Below are 16550 nucleotides of genomic sequence, written 5' to 3'. Positions count from 1 at the left end.
AACTTACTTCCCTTTGGCTGGTTTAGTGGCTTTTTCATTTGGATAGGTAGTTGGCTGCTGAGTTTTATAAGACCAAACCATAATCAAAGCTCCGATAATAATCATAGGGGCCGATAAAATTTGTCCCATAGAGATAAAGTTATCAAATAAGCCAAGTTGTGCATCAGGCTGACGAACAAACTCCACCGAAAAGCGGAAGACTCCATATCCCATCAAGAATAGCCCCGATACAGCACCAGCAGGTCTAGGCTTACGGATAAACCAATTAAGAATAAAGAAGAGCACGACACCTTCAAGTAAGAACTCATACAGTTGGGATGGATGGCGTGGATATGGGCCACCGGTTGGGAAAATCATCGCCCATGGCACGTCAGTCACCCGGCCCCATAATTCCCCATTAATAAAGTTACCAATACGGCCAGCACCTAAACCAAACGGAACTAGCGGAGCAATGAAGTCTGCCACACCAAAGAAAGTTCGTTGGTTTTTACGTGCATACCATAGCATGGCAGTAATCACACCTAGTAGACCACCGTGGAATGACATCCCCCCCGTCCAGACTTTAAAGAGATATAATGGATCTTCCATCCAGTAGTCAAAACCATAAAACAGCACATAGCCAATACGACCACCAAGTACTACCCCAAGAAAACCAGCAAATAGTAGATCAGAAACTTGCTCACGCGTCCAACCACTTCCTGGCTTATCAGCTCGCTTGTTAGCAACATACATTGCAAAAGCGAACCCTAGTAAATACATCAATCCATACCAACGCACCCCAATTGGTCCGATAGAGAAAATGATTGGATCAATCTGTGGGAAGACTAAAAATCCCTGACTCATAAAAGTCTCTCTGCTTTAAAGTTAAAAAATAATAGAAGGTAGATACTATCTGACCAAGGTTAACGTCTTTAGTGCCATCAACCATAAAAAGATAATTTATTGACGAGTATAATAAAGTAATCGCTTAACAGATGCAGTACTACCAACCAAATTAATTAGCTGGTTAGAAATTGTGTAAAAAACTATTATTTCTTACCTGCACGTATGAACCCAGCTAAACCTTTCTGCTCTAGGTATTGAAACACCAGGTTATAGATATCAGTACCATAGGCTTGTAGCATCGCAGTATTAACTAATTGCTGTAATTCTATAGAGTCAGATTTACGTAGAATATATTTAATTCGAGCAACATTGGAGGTATTCATACTCAACGAACGATACCCCATACCAATAAGCAACAAGGCTCCAACTGGATCCCCTGCTAACTCACCACAAATACACACCGGAAGTTTATATTGTTGGCACATATCATAAATATGTTTGAGCGCCATCACGACCGAAGGATGGACGTGTTCGTATACATCCGATACCCGAGAATTATTTCGATCAACCGCCAGTAAATATTGAGTTAAATCATTGGTACCAACTGATACAAAGTCCACTTTATGCGCCACTAACGGTAATAAATACAACATAGAAGGCACTTCGAGCATAATACCGATTTGTGGTCGCTGAATATTAGGATCCAACTGCGACACTTCTTGATAAGCACGTTCTATCAAGACCAGCGATTCATCTATCTCTTGGCATCCCGAAATCATAGGCAGCATAATATTTAAATTACCTAGTCCTGTACTTGCTTTTAACATAGAGCGTAATTGAATTAAAAAGATGTCAGGATGATCTAAGGTAAAGCGGATGCCACGCCACCCAAGGAAAGGGTTGTCTTCTTCAATTGGAAAGTAAGGTAGCGCTTTATCACCACCGATATCTAAGGTTCGCATTACCACACGTTTATCGGGATAAGTAGCTAAAATAGTGCGGTATTGTTGGGTTTGTTCTTCTTCGGAAGGAAAGCGATTATGCAATAAAAAAGAAATTTCAGTACGGTACAGCCCAACCCCATCAACGCCTTGGTTAACCGCAATATTGGTATCGGCACTAAGACCTGCATTGAGCATAAGCTCAACTCGCTTGCCATCTTGGGTAGCTGCTGGTTGCGATAATTCCTGAGCAACAAGATCAGACAGTTCTTCTTCTTCATTGGCTAACGATTGATATTCAGCAAGCAGTTGGGCAGCAGGTTCAACAAAGATGTCGCCACTGTAACCATCTACAATACCGAACTTACCCGATACCGATTCTGGTTTAAGTTGCGCCCCCATGATGGCCGGAATACCAAGCGCACGAGATAAAATCGCCGCATGTGAATTGGCGGCACCTTCCAATGAGATAACAGCAAGCAGCTTATCCTTAGGAATAGCGGCTAATATTGAGGCAGTCAGCTCTCTAACGACTAAAATGACCGGGTTTTTAAAACTAGGAGCACGAACTTCACTATTGTGTAAGAAATACAATAACCGCTGTCCAAGCTCTTTAATATCGTTGGCTCGCTCTCGCAAATAAGAGTCACTCATGCTGGCAAAGCGCTCAGCATAAAGCTCAACAACTTGCCTTAAAGCCCAATCCGCTCGATCGCCTTGCTCAATTTGTTTATTCAGATCAGCACGCAGCATAGGATCATGCAATAAGTGAACAAATAGCTCAAAAATCGCTAAAGTATCTTTATTTAATTCACTATCAAAACGCTTACGCATCCGGCGAAAATCTGCAATCGCACTTTCAATCGCAAGTGCCAACCATTCTTGCTCTTGGCTAATATCTAAACAAGAAGCCGGTGCGATTTGGGAAAGATCTGGATGAGTGTCATCCCACCAAATTTGACCAATCGCAATGCCCGACGAAGCCGCGATACCTTTATAAGAGTGAACTTGATTTTCATTGAGTTGCCACTGACCTTGGGCTTGAGAATGAGCAAGAATCACCGCCAACTGAGCAGCTAGTGTCACAAGGAAGGATTCTTCTACTTCACTGAATGATCTTGGCGATCGTTGCTGAATGACCAATACGCCCAGAATCTGGCGGCGATGAATAATCGGGGTGCCTAAAAAAGATTGGTAAACATTTTCCCCAAGCTCAGGGAAGTATTTAAAATTGGGATGTTTTTGTGCATAAGCAAGGTTAAGAGGTTCGGCACTACGACGAACCAACCCGACTAAACCTTCTTCAAAAGGAATGTGAATAGTTTGACCAGAAAACTTCAGCCCTTGAGTGGCCATTAGCTCCAAACGATTTTGCTCGTTATTGGCTAAATAAACGGTGCAACATTCTGTTTGCATCGCTTTACAAGTATCCTTTACCAAAATATCTAATGCGTGACGAAGATCGTCTGCTTTAGATACTTGTTCAACGATGTCCCTTAGTTGAATAAGCATTCACATCCACCTTTATGATCCCTTACCTAGCGACTAACCGGATAAGGATTATCGACGCACTTTTCTCTTACCTTTAATTTTAGGCTCTCGAAAAGGCATCGCAATCGAAGCAAACTCTTTCATTGCTCGTCGATATACATCCCTTTTAAAAGAAACCACTTGTCTGACTGGGTACCAAAAACTCACCCAACGCCAACCATCAAATTCAGGGGTTCGTCCACGATTCATATTGATGTTTGATTCATCACACTCTAACCGCAGTAAAAACCATTTCTGTTTTTGGCCAATACACACAGGCTTGGAATCCCATCTCACCAGACGTTTTGGTAATTTATATTTTAACCAATGACGACTGACCCCAATGATCTTCACATCTTTCTTTGTTAGCCCAACTTCTTCATACAATTCACGAAATAGTGCTTGTTCCGGCGTCTCACCGTCATCAATCCCACCTTGTGGAAATTGCCAAGAATGCTGCCCGTATCGTTTTGCCCAGAATACCTGACCATGGTTGTTACATATTACAATTCCCACATTTAAGCGGTAACCATCGCCATCTATCACGGCTAACCTCTAATATAAATCTCTGTTACCAGTGATTTTTTCACATATCCACAAAAGGGGCAAATTTCAAGTGCACAATATCGTGTTTTTTATTACTTAACACCCACTTTTTAATAAACAGAACCCAAATCATAAGTTATCAACACAATACTTGAGTTACTGTGACATTTATTCACTATTTCTGTGAATAAATGTGTGAAGAAAACGATAAAACAATTAAATGGCTTGTTTAACACTCAAATACAAGTGTTGATCTTTTATACCAAAAACAAATAAAACAATTTAAAAACAATATGATAAAAACAGTAAAAGCAATTAAGGACAACTAAAGGATCTTTAGGATCTTTTATAAACACAGATCGGTCAAAGATCCACCATGATTTATACTATCCACATCAGATCATACAAAAGCGCTTAAAAAGGACTCAGACATGTTCTTTTATTGCTACTTATGTGAATAAAGTGATCACCATCACCTTTATTTTTACCATTCAGAACAAAAGCTGTGGATAAGTTTACTTAACAATATAATAAGAACGATACAAATAAGATCCTCATAAAAAATCATGTACTATAGAGATCTTGTTTTTTAATCAGATCATTTGCCATGCCCTTACCACCTAAGACAGAACAAGAATTGATGCAGCGAGCCGAAAAGATCGTCGCTTGTTCTTTTGCTTCTTTAGCGCATAAAGCAGGCATTACCGTTCCTGAAAACCTCAAACGAGAAAAAGGTTGGGTAGGACAACTACTTGAATGGCATTTAGGTGCTGAATCTGGCAGCAAAGCTCAACCAGATTTTGAGCATTTAGGCATTGAATTAAAAACGATTCCGATTGGCTTTAATGGCCAACCTTTGGAAACCACATTTGTGTCTGTTGCGCCTTTAACCGGAGTAAATGGACTAACCTGGCAAAATAGCCATGTTAAGCACAAACTCGCAAAAGTATTGTGGATCCCAGTTGAAGGGGAACGAGAGATCCCTCTTGCTGAACGCCGAGTTGGACGTCCGATCTTATGGTCGCCAAACGAAGAAGAAGAGTATCAACTCAAACAAGATTGGGAAGAGTTGATGGAATTTATCGTGCTAGGAAAAATAGAACAAATTACAGCTAAGCATGGAGAAGTCATGCAATTACGCCCTAAAGCTGCAAATAGCAAAGTGGTTACAGAGGCCTATAGTGCCAATGGACAACCTATCAAGACCTTACCAAGAGGCTTTTATTTACGTAAACAATTCACAGCAAATATTCTGTTAAATCACTTACAAAGATCGTCATAAGCATCTTTCATACTTATCAATTAAGAAGCAAGGTGTAATTCAATATCCTGAAAAAGATCAAGCCCCTCTGCGCCAAACTCATCATAAGCATTGTGCAATCTCAAGTAAGCACTAGATAAACCTAATTTTTTAAGCTCATCTTTTACCGACTCTAAAGAGTTAAAGTAGGCTAGCTGATCTTTATCCATTATCGGCTCAAGTCGATGTTTATATTCAACAGCAAGTGAATAATGAGAAAGATCAGCGCAACTCACCACAAATACTTTAGGAGGTTCACACTCCTCTTTTTTACTTGCTTGCAACCAATGATCCAATTGCTGTTTTCTCATCTTTACCTCCAACCACACACTCACACAATCAATGATGTACGTTCAAATCCCCTAGTGGCTTCAAAGTATAAATTACTTGGCTACATTTTTAGTCTAGGACAAAAAATGAACCTTAGCTAACTGACTTACTACTCAAGCTTTTTTGCTATATATTGAGTAAACCTTTTATATGATTTTTCAACGATCAGCCAAGGATGTGCAATGAAATATCACAAAATCCCGCACTCTAATTTAGAAGTCAGTAAAATTGCTTTAGGTACAATGACCTATGGTGAACAAAACTCTCAAAAAGAAGCTTACGAACAATTAGATTATTCGATCGAACGAGGAATAAACCTCATCGATACCGCAGAGATGTACCCTGTTCCCCCCAAACCTAATACCCAAGGATCCACTGAGGAGTATATTGGTAATTGGTTAGAAAAATCAGGTAAACGCGAAAAAGTCATTTTGGCGACCAAAGTAGCTGGTCCTGGCCGTATGTCTCATATTCGTGAAAATATGAGTCTCGATCGTCGTAATATTCACCTTGCAATGGATAGTAGCTTACAACGCCTCAAAACCGACTATGTTGACTTGTACCAAATACATTGGCCTCAACGTAATAACAACCGCTTTGGACAACTCAACTACCCTCATTTAGATGAACAGCAAGAAGTCACTCTTATCGAAACATTAGAGGCATTAGCTGAATTGGTGAAAGCGGGTAAAACTCGTTATATCGGTGTATCCAATGAAACCCCATGGGGAGTAATGACGCTACTACGTTTAGCAGAAAAACATGATTTACCAAGGATTATATCGATTCAAAATCCATACAACCTACTCAACCGTAGCTTTGAAATTGGTCTATCAGAAATTAGCCATCATGAAGGTGTAGAATTATTGGCTTATTCGCCATTAGCATTTGGGGTATTAAGCGGGAAATATCTCAATGGCTCTCGACCAGATGGAGCTCGTTGTAGTTTATTTGAACGCTTTGTTCGTTACTTTACGCCACAAGGTGAGGCCGCAACACAAGCCTACATTGATATTGCTAAAAAGCACGGTATTGACCCTGTACAAATGGCATTAGCATTTGTTAATCAACGTCCATTTGTTGCGTCGAATATTATCGGAGCAACCACAATGGAACAGCTAAAAGCTAACATTGATAGTATCGATACCCAGTTATCTGAAGAGCTACTGCAAGATCTTTATTCAATAGGTGTGCAATACCCTAATCCTTGTCCATAACTCATACTTTCAAAATATATACCCAAGTAACTTCAAGATGTGAGTTTCAGCAAGAATAAAACAAGCTTTAGGCAAGGATGATAGCTCTGAATTCTGCATCTTGAAGTCACTTGGGTATAATGGGAAGTGAGTGATCACTTCCCTTTTCTGTACGCTGGCGATCTATAACCACCAGCATTCGGTTATGTACTCAGTCGAGTCCTAAATATTCGCCGTATTAAAATAACACGGCGCTCAGCTCTATTAACCACAACTGGTAATGATTCACCAAGAGGTCGACCTGTAGTATCTAAGCCTATATCTCGTAGTAAGTGATCACTATGCAGAGGTAGTTGGTATTGAGAGCGACGAATTTTACGAACCCAAGCATTTTGTTCACGTTTTAAATCCGCTTTAATTAGCAATGTTGCAAGTTGAATATAAATAGAATGACGCATAATTTTCTCCAAATAATGAATGGGGAAAACAGCAGCGCAGAAGGGAATAAGCAAAATGATCCTAATGGCTGCTTACTTTCCGCAGCCAAAAGGTTACGGAATAATTAGTTAATTCGTTTATCAGATAACATGCTTGAACCCATCGACATTACTCGAAGGGAATGAAAAGCATAAGCTAAATGAGTCGCGTTTAGTCGGGCACATACAAAAATGTCAGAATATAAATGTTTCATCATGTGCCTCCTAAATAACTAATTAATCCATTTGATATATAAAGTGAAATTCAATTCACGATTAAATTTTAACCAGCTAAGAAATTTGTTCAACCCTTATTTGCGCAACAAAATAAAAACAACCAATTAACCTAGACACAACCTAAAAATCAGTTAATTATCGCTCAAAAATCAATCAGCGCTAATCTATTACCATATTATTGATGGTTCCAATGCATCCTTGACCGTTCTCATTTCACACTTCTGAAACCAGTTTATGTTTACCAAGCAATCGATACATGGTTGCTCGCGATATCTTCAGCTCTTTCGCTGCGAGCGATACTTGCCCATCATGAGCCTCTAATACTTTCACTAGTGCCTCTTTTTCAGAATCTTCTCTTATCATTTTTAAGGTGCGTGTTTTTTGGCTTTGAGATGGTAAATCAAAATGCTCTAATTCAATCACGATTCCATCAGAAACCAATACGGCTCGTTTAACTTGATTAAGCAACTCTCTAACATTGCCTGGCCAATGATATTGCGTCAAAACTTTGAGTGCTTGAGAAGAAAGGCTGCGCGCTTGAGTGTTATATTCTCGGCTAAATTGCTGAATATAATAATTCACAATACTCGCAATATCACCACATCGTTCTTTCAGGGGGGTAACATGCACTTTGAGAATTTTTAATAGATAAAAGAGCTCATCAGAAAACTCCGATTCTTGTACTTTTTGCTCAAAATCATTATAGGTTGAAACCATAATTCGAATATCTAACGTTTTTTCACCGTTATCAGTCGAAATCACTGGATGATTAATAAAGTGTAATAAATGATTTTGTTGGCTTTTCGGTAATGCAGTAATGTCTTTTAGCAGCAAGGTCCCTTGGTCTGCCTCTTCAAGTTTCGTTTGAAAGCCTGGTGGTTGGCTTGCTCTTTCAAACCCAAACACTTCTCTTTCAAAACGTTTTTCCGATAAAGCACTACAATTCACAACAACAAAAGGAGCTTTACTACGTGATGATGCATCATGGATTGATTTTGCCACTAGCCGTTTCCCAACCCCTCTTTCGCCCGCAATAATAATATTGGCATCAGTATTGGCAATACGTTTGATCTGCTCACGTAAACGTTTGGTCGGTAAAGAGTCACCAACTAAGAGATCTTGGTTATCCAGAATATTTTCTGGCCATACCTTCTTCTCTATTTTCAGCATTCCTAGCTGATGGCCAATACTGCTCAGTAATAGTTTTTCTGGCATAGGTGAAGTGAAGAAATCGATACAGAAGTTAACAATGAACTGGCAAATAGGATCTTGATTAAGTTGATGCTCTTTGATGTAAGCCATCCAACGAACATGTTTATTATTAGTGACTAGGTAGGCTATCGCACTTAAACTGAAATCGTCATTGGTCAGATCAATCAGCCCAATACACGGACCAATTTGATCGATCATACTTTGACCAAGTCTTAAATCCCCACAACGTTCCACTTTCCAACCTGCGAGTGCTACCTTTTCATACCAAGTATCGAGTCGCCCTCCAATCACCAAAAGTGAACCAGGTACCGAATCCATTCGGAAATACTTTTCCATATCGTATCCTTTCGATTATTTATTAACCAGTTAAGGCATCATACACAGGACAATATTATTAAAGCTATGAAAGGGTTTCTTATTTTTGAGACGAACAGTTTATTTAATAAAAATAGACGCTTGGGATGTATTTTGCGAATTTCAGGTAAAAAAAACCCACCAATAAAATGGTGGGTTTTAATGCAATTAAGAATGCCTATTATTGCTGTGGACGCATCGCTGGGAATAAAATCACGTCACGAATCGTATGAGTATTGGTAAATAACATAGCTAAACGGTCAATACCGATACCTTGACCCGCTGTTGGTGGTAGGCCATGTTCCAGTGCCGTAATGTAGTCAGCATCGTAGAACATCGCTTCATCATCACCCGCGTCTTTAGCATCAACCTGTGCTTTAAAGCGTGCATCTTGGTCTTCTGCATCATTTAGCTCAGAGAAACCATTCGCCACTTCACGGCCACCGATAAAGAATTCAAAACGATCGGTAAAGAACGGATTTGAATCACTGCGACGTGCCAGTGGTGAAATATCTGCTGGGTAGCCAGTGATAAAAGTAGGTTGAATTAGTTGAGGTTCAGCGGTTTCACCAAAAATCTCTTCAAGCAGTTGACCACAAGTCCAGAAGCTTTCCACTTCAACGTGTACTGATTTCGCAATCTTAACCATAAAGTCACGATCTTTTACCGTTTCTTCGTTTAGGTTAGCAATATCGGCATGATCTGGATTGTATTGCTTAATCGCATCGATCATGCTCATACGTGCATATTTTCCGCCAAATTCTACACGCTCTTCACCATAAGGCATTGACGTATCACCAAGAACTTCAACTGCAACGGTACTTAGCATCTCTTCTGTAAGATCCATTAGATCGTTGTAATCAGCATACGCCATGTAGAATTCCATCATAGTAAATTCTGGATTATGACGAGGTGATAGGCCTTCGTTACGGAAGTTACGGTTCACTTCGAATACACGATCAAAACCACCGACAACCAAACGCTTCAAATAAAGCTCAGGAGCAACACGTAGATACATATCAATATCTAATGCATTGTGGTGAGTAATAAATGGACGCGCTGTCGCACCACCAGGGATCACATGCATCATTGGCGTTTCAACTTCTAGGAAGCCTTTTTTCGCCATGAAGTTACGGATCGCCATGACAAGCTTAGAGCGAATAATGAAAGCGGTACGTGAATCTTCGTTTACAATCAGATCAACGTAACGCTGACGGTAACGCATTTCTTGATCGGTTAGACCGTGGAATTTTTCTGGAAGCGGACGTAGTGCTTTGGTTAGTAACTCGTATGATTCCATATTCACGTAAAGATCGCCTTTACCTGATTTATGCAATGCACCTTTAACACCGACAATGTCGCCAATATCCAAACCTTGGTATTTTTCTTTTAATTCTTTTTGCACATCTTTCGCAGCGTACGCTTGAATACGGCCTGAAGTTTCTTGAATCACTAAGAATGGACCACGTTTTGCCATGACACGACCTGCAATCGCCACCACATGATTTAACTCTTCTAACTCTTCTTTTGATTTTTCACCAAACTCAGCTTGAAGATCGGCGGCTAAATGCTCACGACGGAAATCATTTGGGTGACCGTTCGCTTTACAGGTTTGACGGATGTGATCCAGTTTAGAACGACGCTCAGCGATCAGTTTATTTTCTTCTGCTACATCGATTTGGTTTTGGCTGTTTGATTCAGTCATCATGTGCCCTTATAAATAAATTAGTTGTCTTCTTAAAGAAGAGGAATCCTGTGTGCATAGTTGATAGCTGTGCTTATAAGCCAGACTTCAAGCTTGCTTCAATAAACTTATCGAGATCGCCATCTAATACTGCTTGAGTATTGCGGTTTTCTACACCAGTACGTAGATCTTTAATACGCGAATCATCTAATACGTAAGAGCGAATTTGACTGCCCCAACCGATGTCGGATTTAGAATCTTCATTGGCTTGTTTTTCAGCATTTTGCTTTTGCAATTCAAACTCAAACAATTTTGCACGAAGTTGCTTCATCGCTTGATCTTTGTTTTTATGCTGAGAACGATCGTTTTGACATTGAACCACAATATTAGTTGGTACGTGAGTAATACGTACCGCAGATTCGGTGGTGTTTACGTGCTGACCACCTGCACCAGAAGCACGATATACATCGATACGTAAATCTGATGGGTTAATATCAATTTCGATGTTGTCATCAATCTCAGGATAGATAAATGCCGATGCAAATGAAGTATGACGGCGACCACCTGAATCAAATGGCGATTTACGAACTAAGCGATGTACACCCGTTTCGGTACGTAGCCAGCCATAAGCATATTCACCAGAAATGCGAACTGTCGCGCCTTTAAGACCCGCAACATCCCCTTCTGATACTTCAATCACTTCCGTTTTGAATCCTTTAGCTTCCGCCCAACGTAAATACATACGTAGCATCATCGAAGTCCAGTCTTGCGCTTCAGTACCGCCAGAGCCTGACTGTAAATCAATATAACAATCAGATGCGTCATGGTCACCAGAGAACATACGGCGGAACTCAAGCTTTTCTAATTTCGCTTCAAGCTCGGCAAGTTCAGGCTCGATCTCATCAAAGGTTTCTTGATCTTGCTCTTCAACCGCAAGCTCTAATAGCCCTTCAACGTCATCACAACCTTGATCCAGTTGATCAATAGTTTCAACTACTGCTTCTAATGCTGAACGTTCTTTACCTAACGCTTGTGCGCGCTCAGGTTCATTCCAGACATCAGGTTGTTCAAGTTCGGCATTAACTTCTTCTAGACGCTCTTTCTTAGCATCGTAGTCAAAGATACCCCCTCAGAACATTCGTGCGCTCGGCAACGTCCTGAAGGCGGTTTTTAATCGGATTGATTTCAAACATGTTGGCTTATCACTTAGTTGAGAAATAAATTCACTTTCTATGCTATTTTCAAAGCATAGATAGGCGCAGAATTCTACCTAAATTGCTAATGAATATACAGGGATTTTACTCGTTTCATTTTGCTTCTAGATGGTCAACCATCAATTGCAATGATTGATTACCGCGAAATTCATTAATATCGAGCTTATAAGCTAAATGAACCGTTTTCACCGACGCATCTGGCCAACGACGTAAATCTACGTTAAAAGCAATTGCATCAATCATGATGCCTGTTGGGTGACCTTTAAACAGAGGTTCTAACATCATTTTTAAATGCTTTTCACCTACTAGTTTTTGATGCAGCAATTTGAATTCGCCATCAAAAATAGGTTCAGGAAAAGCTTGTCCCCAAGGACCACCAGCACGTAACTCTTCTGCTGTATGCATCGAGAACTCTTCTGGTTTTAATTCTCCATCAGATAAAATTATCCCCTCTAACGCTGATTCATCTAGCTCTTCACGTACAGCTAAATCAAACAAGCGAGAGAATTGTTCGAATCTATTTTGGTAGATCGTTAAACCCGCGGCCATCGCATGACCACCAAATTTCACAATAATCCCAGGGTGTTGGGTGTCGATCTTATCTAAAACATCTCGCATATGAAGACCAGGAATCGAGCGACATGAACCTTTTAAAGAAGACTCTCCATTCGGCAACTCACCACCATCAGCAAATGCGATCACTGGACGATGAAATTCATCTTTAATCCGTGATGCTAAAATCCCTATTACCCCTTGATGCCAATCCGCTTGAAACAAGGTTAAGCCATACGGCAGACTAGACTTATCCTCTAGGCCACCTTTTGCGTTCAGTAGGCGCTCACAAAATGCCATGGCTTCTTGTTTCATGCCTTGTTCAATTTCACGACGCATATGATTTAAGCCATCAAGTTCACTGGCCATACGACGAGCAGCATGAATATTATTACTAAGTAATAACTCAACCCCAAACGACATATCTTCAAGACGTCCAGCCGCATTAATCCTCGGCCCTAAAGCAAAACCAAAATCAGCTGCCACAAGACGTTTAGCATCGCGTTTTGACACTTCGATTAACGCCTGAATGCCCGGGCGTGCTTTACCTGCTCGGATCCGTTGCAATCCTTGATGAACTAAAATTCGGTTATTTTCATCTAGTGGTACCACATCAGCTACCGTTCCTAATGCCACAATATCTAATAATTCAGCTAAGTTTGGCTCGGGGATATTTTGTTGAACAAACCACTGTTGAGTTCGCATTTCAGCACGTAGAGCCAACATGAGGTAAAACGCCACGCCTACTCCTGCTAATGCTTTTGAAGGAAAAGAACATTGTTGCAGGTTAGGGTTAACCATCGCATCGGCATTCGGCAATTCGTGGCCAGGTAAGTGATGGTCGGTTACGATCACAATTAAACCTTGCGCTTTGGCATAACGCACGCCTTCAATAGAAGATACGCCATTATCCACCGTCATGATCACTTGCGCACCACGCTCAATCGCTTGATCAACGACTTCAGGGCTCAAACCATAACCATCTTCAAAACGGTTGGGCACTAGGTAATCGACATTACTACTGCCTAGCATACGAATAGCCAGTACAGACAAAGCCGAACTCGTCGCCCCATCAGCATCAAAATCCCCCACCACGATAATACGTTGTTGTTGTTTAATCGCTTGAAACAATAATGACACTGCAAGCTCAATACCATGCAAAGCTTGATAAGAGTGAAGCCCTTTAGCACCCTTTTCTAATTGACTAACATTCTGGATCTGACGATTAATATAAATGCGACGTAATAAGGGAGAAATCGACTCAGGTAGGATAGAAAGATCAACATCAGGTCGGCGAGAAATAGTCGTCATAATACTCTTAATAGGTTAAGGATGGTTTAAACATTTGAAGAATAAATCTGATAATCAATCACAAATAATTGTTCTAAACCGGGGTAAATCTCTTGAATAACGCTTTTCAGTTGCGGCAAGCTCATATTCTCTTGCTCGGCATGAAACTCATTAAGTTGTGATAAATGCACTGGCGTGACGGATAATATTTTCAGTTGGCAGAATACTCTCCCTTGCTCTAAGGTCGAAACTGTCACTATGCTACCAGGAACATAATGACTTTCTGCTTCATCACGAATCGTAATGGTCTTTTTGCCCGCTAGAATATCATCTTCAAAGCGAGCAAAAAATGTCATTTCAGTTGGAGTGTTTAATATAGCCACTATAAACCTTCGGCTTCTAATGCTTCGAGTAAATCGTTAGCTGGTAAGTACCCTCCCACTATTCGACCATTAGAAAGTAAAATGGCAGGCGTACCACTAATGCCTAATTGTGCGCCAAAAGCATATTGATCAGTGATCATTTGTTGGCACTTAGGTAAGTTTTTACTATCAAAATCAAATCGGCGATTGATCTTCACATCATCTAAAGCTTGCTTACGATCGTCCGCACACCATACTTTAGCCATCGTCTGAGCGACATCTCCGGTCGGTCCTTGGCGAGGATAAGCCATATAGCGTACCGTAATACCTAGATCGTTATATTTTTGCATTTCTTTATGCAGTTTTACACAGTAACCACAAGTAATATCGGTAAATACCGTCACCACATATTTTTGCTCTTTAGCTTTGTATACGATCATGTCATCAGCAAACTTTTCAACTTGCTTAGCGTATTTTTTCGCCATCAAATCACTGAAGTTACCTTGTTTATCTAGGCTATACATCTTGCCTTGAATAAAAAAGTCACCTGTCGCACTCGAGAAGAAAATGCCTTGATTCGTTGTCACTTCATATAAACCATCGATCGGTGATGGCACAACCTCAGTCACTTTAATACCAAGATTAACAAACCGCGCACTGATTTCAGCTTGATTGCCTTCTGTACTAGCGTAACTGGGTAAACTCAATACTGAAAAAATCAATGCGGAAAAAGCCAATGCTCCTTTAGCACAAACAGACTTAACGTTAATTGAATCAAATAAAGAAGCAAAATGCATAGAACACCTAAAATGTGGATAAAAGTTATCAAACAACGACCCCTTACGCTCTCGGGTGATGTTGTTGGTGAATTTGTTTTAATCTCTCCGTTGCCACATGAGTATAAATTTGTGTGGTCGATAAGTCACTATGTCCAAGCAGCATTTGCACTACTCTCAAATCGGCGCCATGATTCAACAAATGCGTCGCAAAAGCATGGCGTAATACGTGTGGAGAGAGTGCTTCAGAATCAATTCCTGCATGTTGAGCATAGAATTTAATACGATGCCAAAAAGTTTGACGTGTCATTTGGCGGGCCCGCTTACTGGGAAACACCACATCAGAGCTTTTCTCACCAAGTAATGCCGGACGACCTTGCTCTAAGTAAGTTTCAATCCATTCAATGGCATTTTCTCCCATAGGCACTAGACGCTCTTTACCACCTTTACCCATCACCCGTACGACTCCTTGACGAAGACTCATATTTTCCATGGTCAAACTCACCAGTTCCGTTACACGTAAGCCTGTCGCATAAAGTAGCTCTAGCATAGCTTTATCACGTAACTCTAAAGGATCTTCAACGATTGGCGCATCAAGTAAGGCTTCAATTTGTTGTTCTGACAAATCTTTCGGTAAGCGTTTTGGCAACTTAGGGGCAATTAATAACGCACTAGGATCATCGCTGCGCAGCTTTTCACGAGTAAAGTATTGGAATAGTCGACGTATAGCAGACAACATACGTGCTCGAGAGGTTTGTTTGTAATTTTGTTCCAATAACCAAGCTTGGTAGGCTTGTAAGTCATAAGTTGTCACGGTTAACAAGCTCATTGATTGTTTACTTAGCCATCCCACCAACTTATCAAGATCATGTCGATAAGACTGCAAGGTATTTTCTGACAAGCCTTTCTCTAACCAGATTGAATCAAGAAAACGTTCTACCAGAGATAACTCAGACTGCATCACCTATACTCACTTTATACCTAATACCCATACTGAGACTACGGTAGCTCACTCATAATTGCCACTAATTTTACTGAAAGCATGTAAAGCTCTGCTTATTACCGTTAGAATTAACCACAAATTCATCAAACGTTTAAAAATACTTATGAAGATTGGATTATTCTACGGTTCAAGCACCTGTTATACCGAAATGGCATCGGAAAAAATCCGCGCGATTATTGGCGAAGATCTGGTCGATATCTACAATATTAAAGATACTCCAGTCGCAACACTTCAAGATTATGACTTTCTTATTTTAGGCATTTCCACTTGGGATTTTGGTGAGATACAAGAAGATTGGAGCGCGGTATGGCAGCAACTCGATGGGCTATCTCTAAACGGCAAGTACGTGGCATTATTCGGTCTCGGCGATCAAGAAGGCTATGGCGAATGGTTTCTCGATGCGATGGGGATGCTGCACGACGAGCTGATAGTAACCGGAGTTAAATTTTTAGGCTATTGGCCTAACCAAGGCTATGAGTTTGAACAATCTAAAGCGCTTACTGAAGATAAAACACATTTTGTTGGTTTAGCGCTTGATGAAGACTCTCAGTATGAACTCAGTGATGAGCGTATCGAGCAGTGGTGCGAGCAAATCCTTGTTGAGTATCACGACAGTTTATAGAGCATATTTATACCAATCGTACTAATTATCTTTTGTCTCAAACAAAATTTAATCTTGAACGTTAAACACGCCCTAACATCAACTATCGAAAACCTCCAAA

16 protein-coding genes are annotated in these 16550 nt (G+C 40.5%); 3 read left to right on the top strand and 13 right to left on the bottom strand.

Going from position 1 to position 16550, the window contains the following annotated elements:
• Positions 1 to 3 precede the first annotated feature (3 nt).
• From lgt to rppH, 3 genes are all read right to left on the bottom strand, one after another.
• Positions 4 to 843: a prolipoprotein diacylglyceryl transferase gene (gene lgt, locus QQJ93_RS15600; protein WP_089124811.1), complete on the bottom strand. Its 840-nt coding sequence runs from the start codon at positions 841 to 843 to the stop codon at positions 4 to 6.
• Positions 844 to 1028: 185 nt separating this feature from the next.
• Positions 1029 to 3278 (bottom strand): phosphoenolpyruvate--protein phosphotransferase, encoded by a 2250-nt coding sequence (ptsP, locus tag QQJ93_RS15595; RefSeq protein ID WP_089124812.1) that lies wholly within the window; start codon positions 3276 to 3278, stop codon positions 1029 to 1031.
• Between the two features lie 48 nt (positions 3279 to 3326).
• A complete protein-coding gene (gene rppH / locus QQJ93_RS15590; RefSeq protein ID WP_089124813.1) occupies positions 3327 to 3842 on the bottom strand; it encodes an RNA pyrophosphohydrolase in 516 nt (171 codons plus the stop codon).
• A 607-nt stretch (positions 3843 to 4449) separates the two neighbouring features.
• Between rppH and mutH the strand changes: the two genes are divergently transcribed.
• Complete coding sequence (gene mutH, locus QQJ93_RS15585) at positions 4450 to 5124, top strand: DNA mismatch repair endonuclease MutH (protein WP_089124814.1); 675 nt, start codon at positions 4450 to 4452, stop codon at positions 5122 to 5124.
• A 20-nt stretch (positions 5125 to 5144) separates the two neighbouring features.
• Here mutH and QQJ93_RS15580 read toward each other — a convergent pair whose 3' ends face one another.
• Complete coding sequence (locus tag QQJ93_RS15580) at positions 5145 to 5453, bottom strand: DUF6482 family protein (protein ID WP_089124815.1); 309 nt, start codon at positions 5451 to 5453, stop codon at positions 5145 to 5147.
• A gap of 201 nt (positions 5454 to 5654) precedes the next feature.
• Between QQJ93_RS15580 and QQJ93_RS15575 the strand changes: the two genes are divergently transcribed.
• A complete protein-coding gene (locus QQJ93_RS15575) occupies positions 5655 to 6689 on the top strand; it encodes an NADP(H)-dependent aldo-keto reductase (protein ID WP_089124816.1) in 1035 nt (344 codons plus the stop codon).
• 182 nt (positions 6690 to 6871) lie between these two features.
• Here QQJ93_RS15575 and QQJ93_RS15570 read toward each other — a convergent pair whose 3' ends face one another.
• The 9 genes from QQJ93_RS15570 to xerD form a co-directional block, all read right to left on the bottom strand.
• Positions 6872 to 7126: a DUF1127 domain-containing protein gene (locus QQJ93_RS15570; protein ID WP_089124817.1), complete on the bottom strand. Its 255-nt coding sequence runs from the start codon at positions 7124 to 7126 to the stop codon at positions 6872 to 6874.
• Between the two features lie 104 nt (positions 7127 to 7230).
• Positions 7231 to 7362, bottom strand: a complete 132-nt coding sequence (locus QQJ93_RS15565) for a hypothetical protein (protein ID WP_272158688.1) — start codon at positions 7360 to 7362, stop codon at positions 7231 to 7233.
• Between the two features lie 232 nt (positions 7363 to 7594).
• Positions 7595 to 8929 (bottom strand): VpsR-related response regulator, encoded by a 1335-nt coding sequence (locus QQJ93_RS15560; RefSeq protein ID WP_089124818.1) that lies wholly within the window; start codon positions 8927 to 8929, stop codon positions 7595 to 7597.
• Positions 8930 to 9128: 199 nt separating this feature from the next.
• On the bottom strand, positions 9129 to 10652 hold the full coding sequence (gene lysS / locus QQJ93_RS15555; protein ID WP_089124819.1) for a lysine--tRNA ligase: 1524 nt from the start codon (positions 10650 to 10652) through the stop codon (positions 9129 to 9131).
• A 73-nt stretch (positions 10653 to 10725) separates the two neighbouring features.
• A protein-coding gene (prfB, locus tag QQJ93_RS15550) for a peptide chain release factor 2 (protein WP_107922915.1) occupies positions 10726 to 11824 on the bottom strand; the annotation gives its coding sequence in 2 pieces (ribosomal slippage) (positions 10726 to 11748 and positions 11750 to 11824; 1098 coding nt in all).
• 114 nt (positions 11825 to 11938) lie between these two features.
• Entirely contained in the window at positions 11939 to 13708 is a 1770-nt protein-coding gene (gene recJ / locus QQJ93_RS15545) for a single-stranded-DNA-specific exonuclease RecJ (RefSeq protein ID WP_089124820.1), read from the bottom strand.
• A gap of 26 nt (positions 13709 to 13734) precedes the next feature.
• Positions 13735 to 14043 (bottom strand): N(4)-acetylcytidine aminohydrolase, encoded by a 309-nt coding sequence (yqfB, locus tag QQJ93_RS15540; protein ID WP_089124918.1) that lies wholly within the window; start codon positions 14041 to 14043, stop codon positions 13735 to 13737.
• A gap of 26 nt (positions 14044 to 14069) precedes the next feature.
• Positions 14070 to 14846 (bottom strand): bifunctional protein-disulfide isomerase/oxidoreductase DsbC, encoded by a 777-nt coding sequence (dsbC, locus tag QQJ93_RS15535; protein ID WP_089124821.1) that lies wholly within the window; start codon positions 14844 to 14846, stop codon positions 14070 to 14072.
• 43 nt (positions 14847 to 14889) lie between these two features.
• A complete protein-coding gene (xerD, locus tag QQJ93_RS15530) occupies positions 14890 to 15786 on the bottom strand; it encodes a site-specific tyrosine recombinase XerD (RefSeq protein WP_089124822.1) in 897 nt (298 codons plus the stop codon).
• A 145-nt stretch (positions 15787 to 15931) separates the two neighbouring features.
• Between xerD and fldB the strand changes: the two genes are divergently transcribed.
• Positions 15932 to 16450 (top strand): flavodoxin FldB, encoded by a 519-nt coding sequence (gene fldB, locus QQJ93_RS15525; RefSeq protein WP_089124919.1) that lies wholly within the window; start codon positions 15932 to 15934, stop codon positions 16448 to 16450.
• Positions 16451 to 16550 lie beyond the last annotated feature (100 nt).

The organism is Vibrio algivorus (assembly GCF_030161215.1).
Classification (GTDB): domain Bacteria; phylum Pseudomonadota; class Gammaproteobacteria; order Enterobacterales; family Vibrionaceae; genus Vibrio; species Vibrio algivorus.
This window is presented reverse-complemented; position numbering and strand designations above follow the sequence as displayed.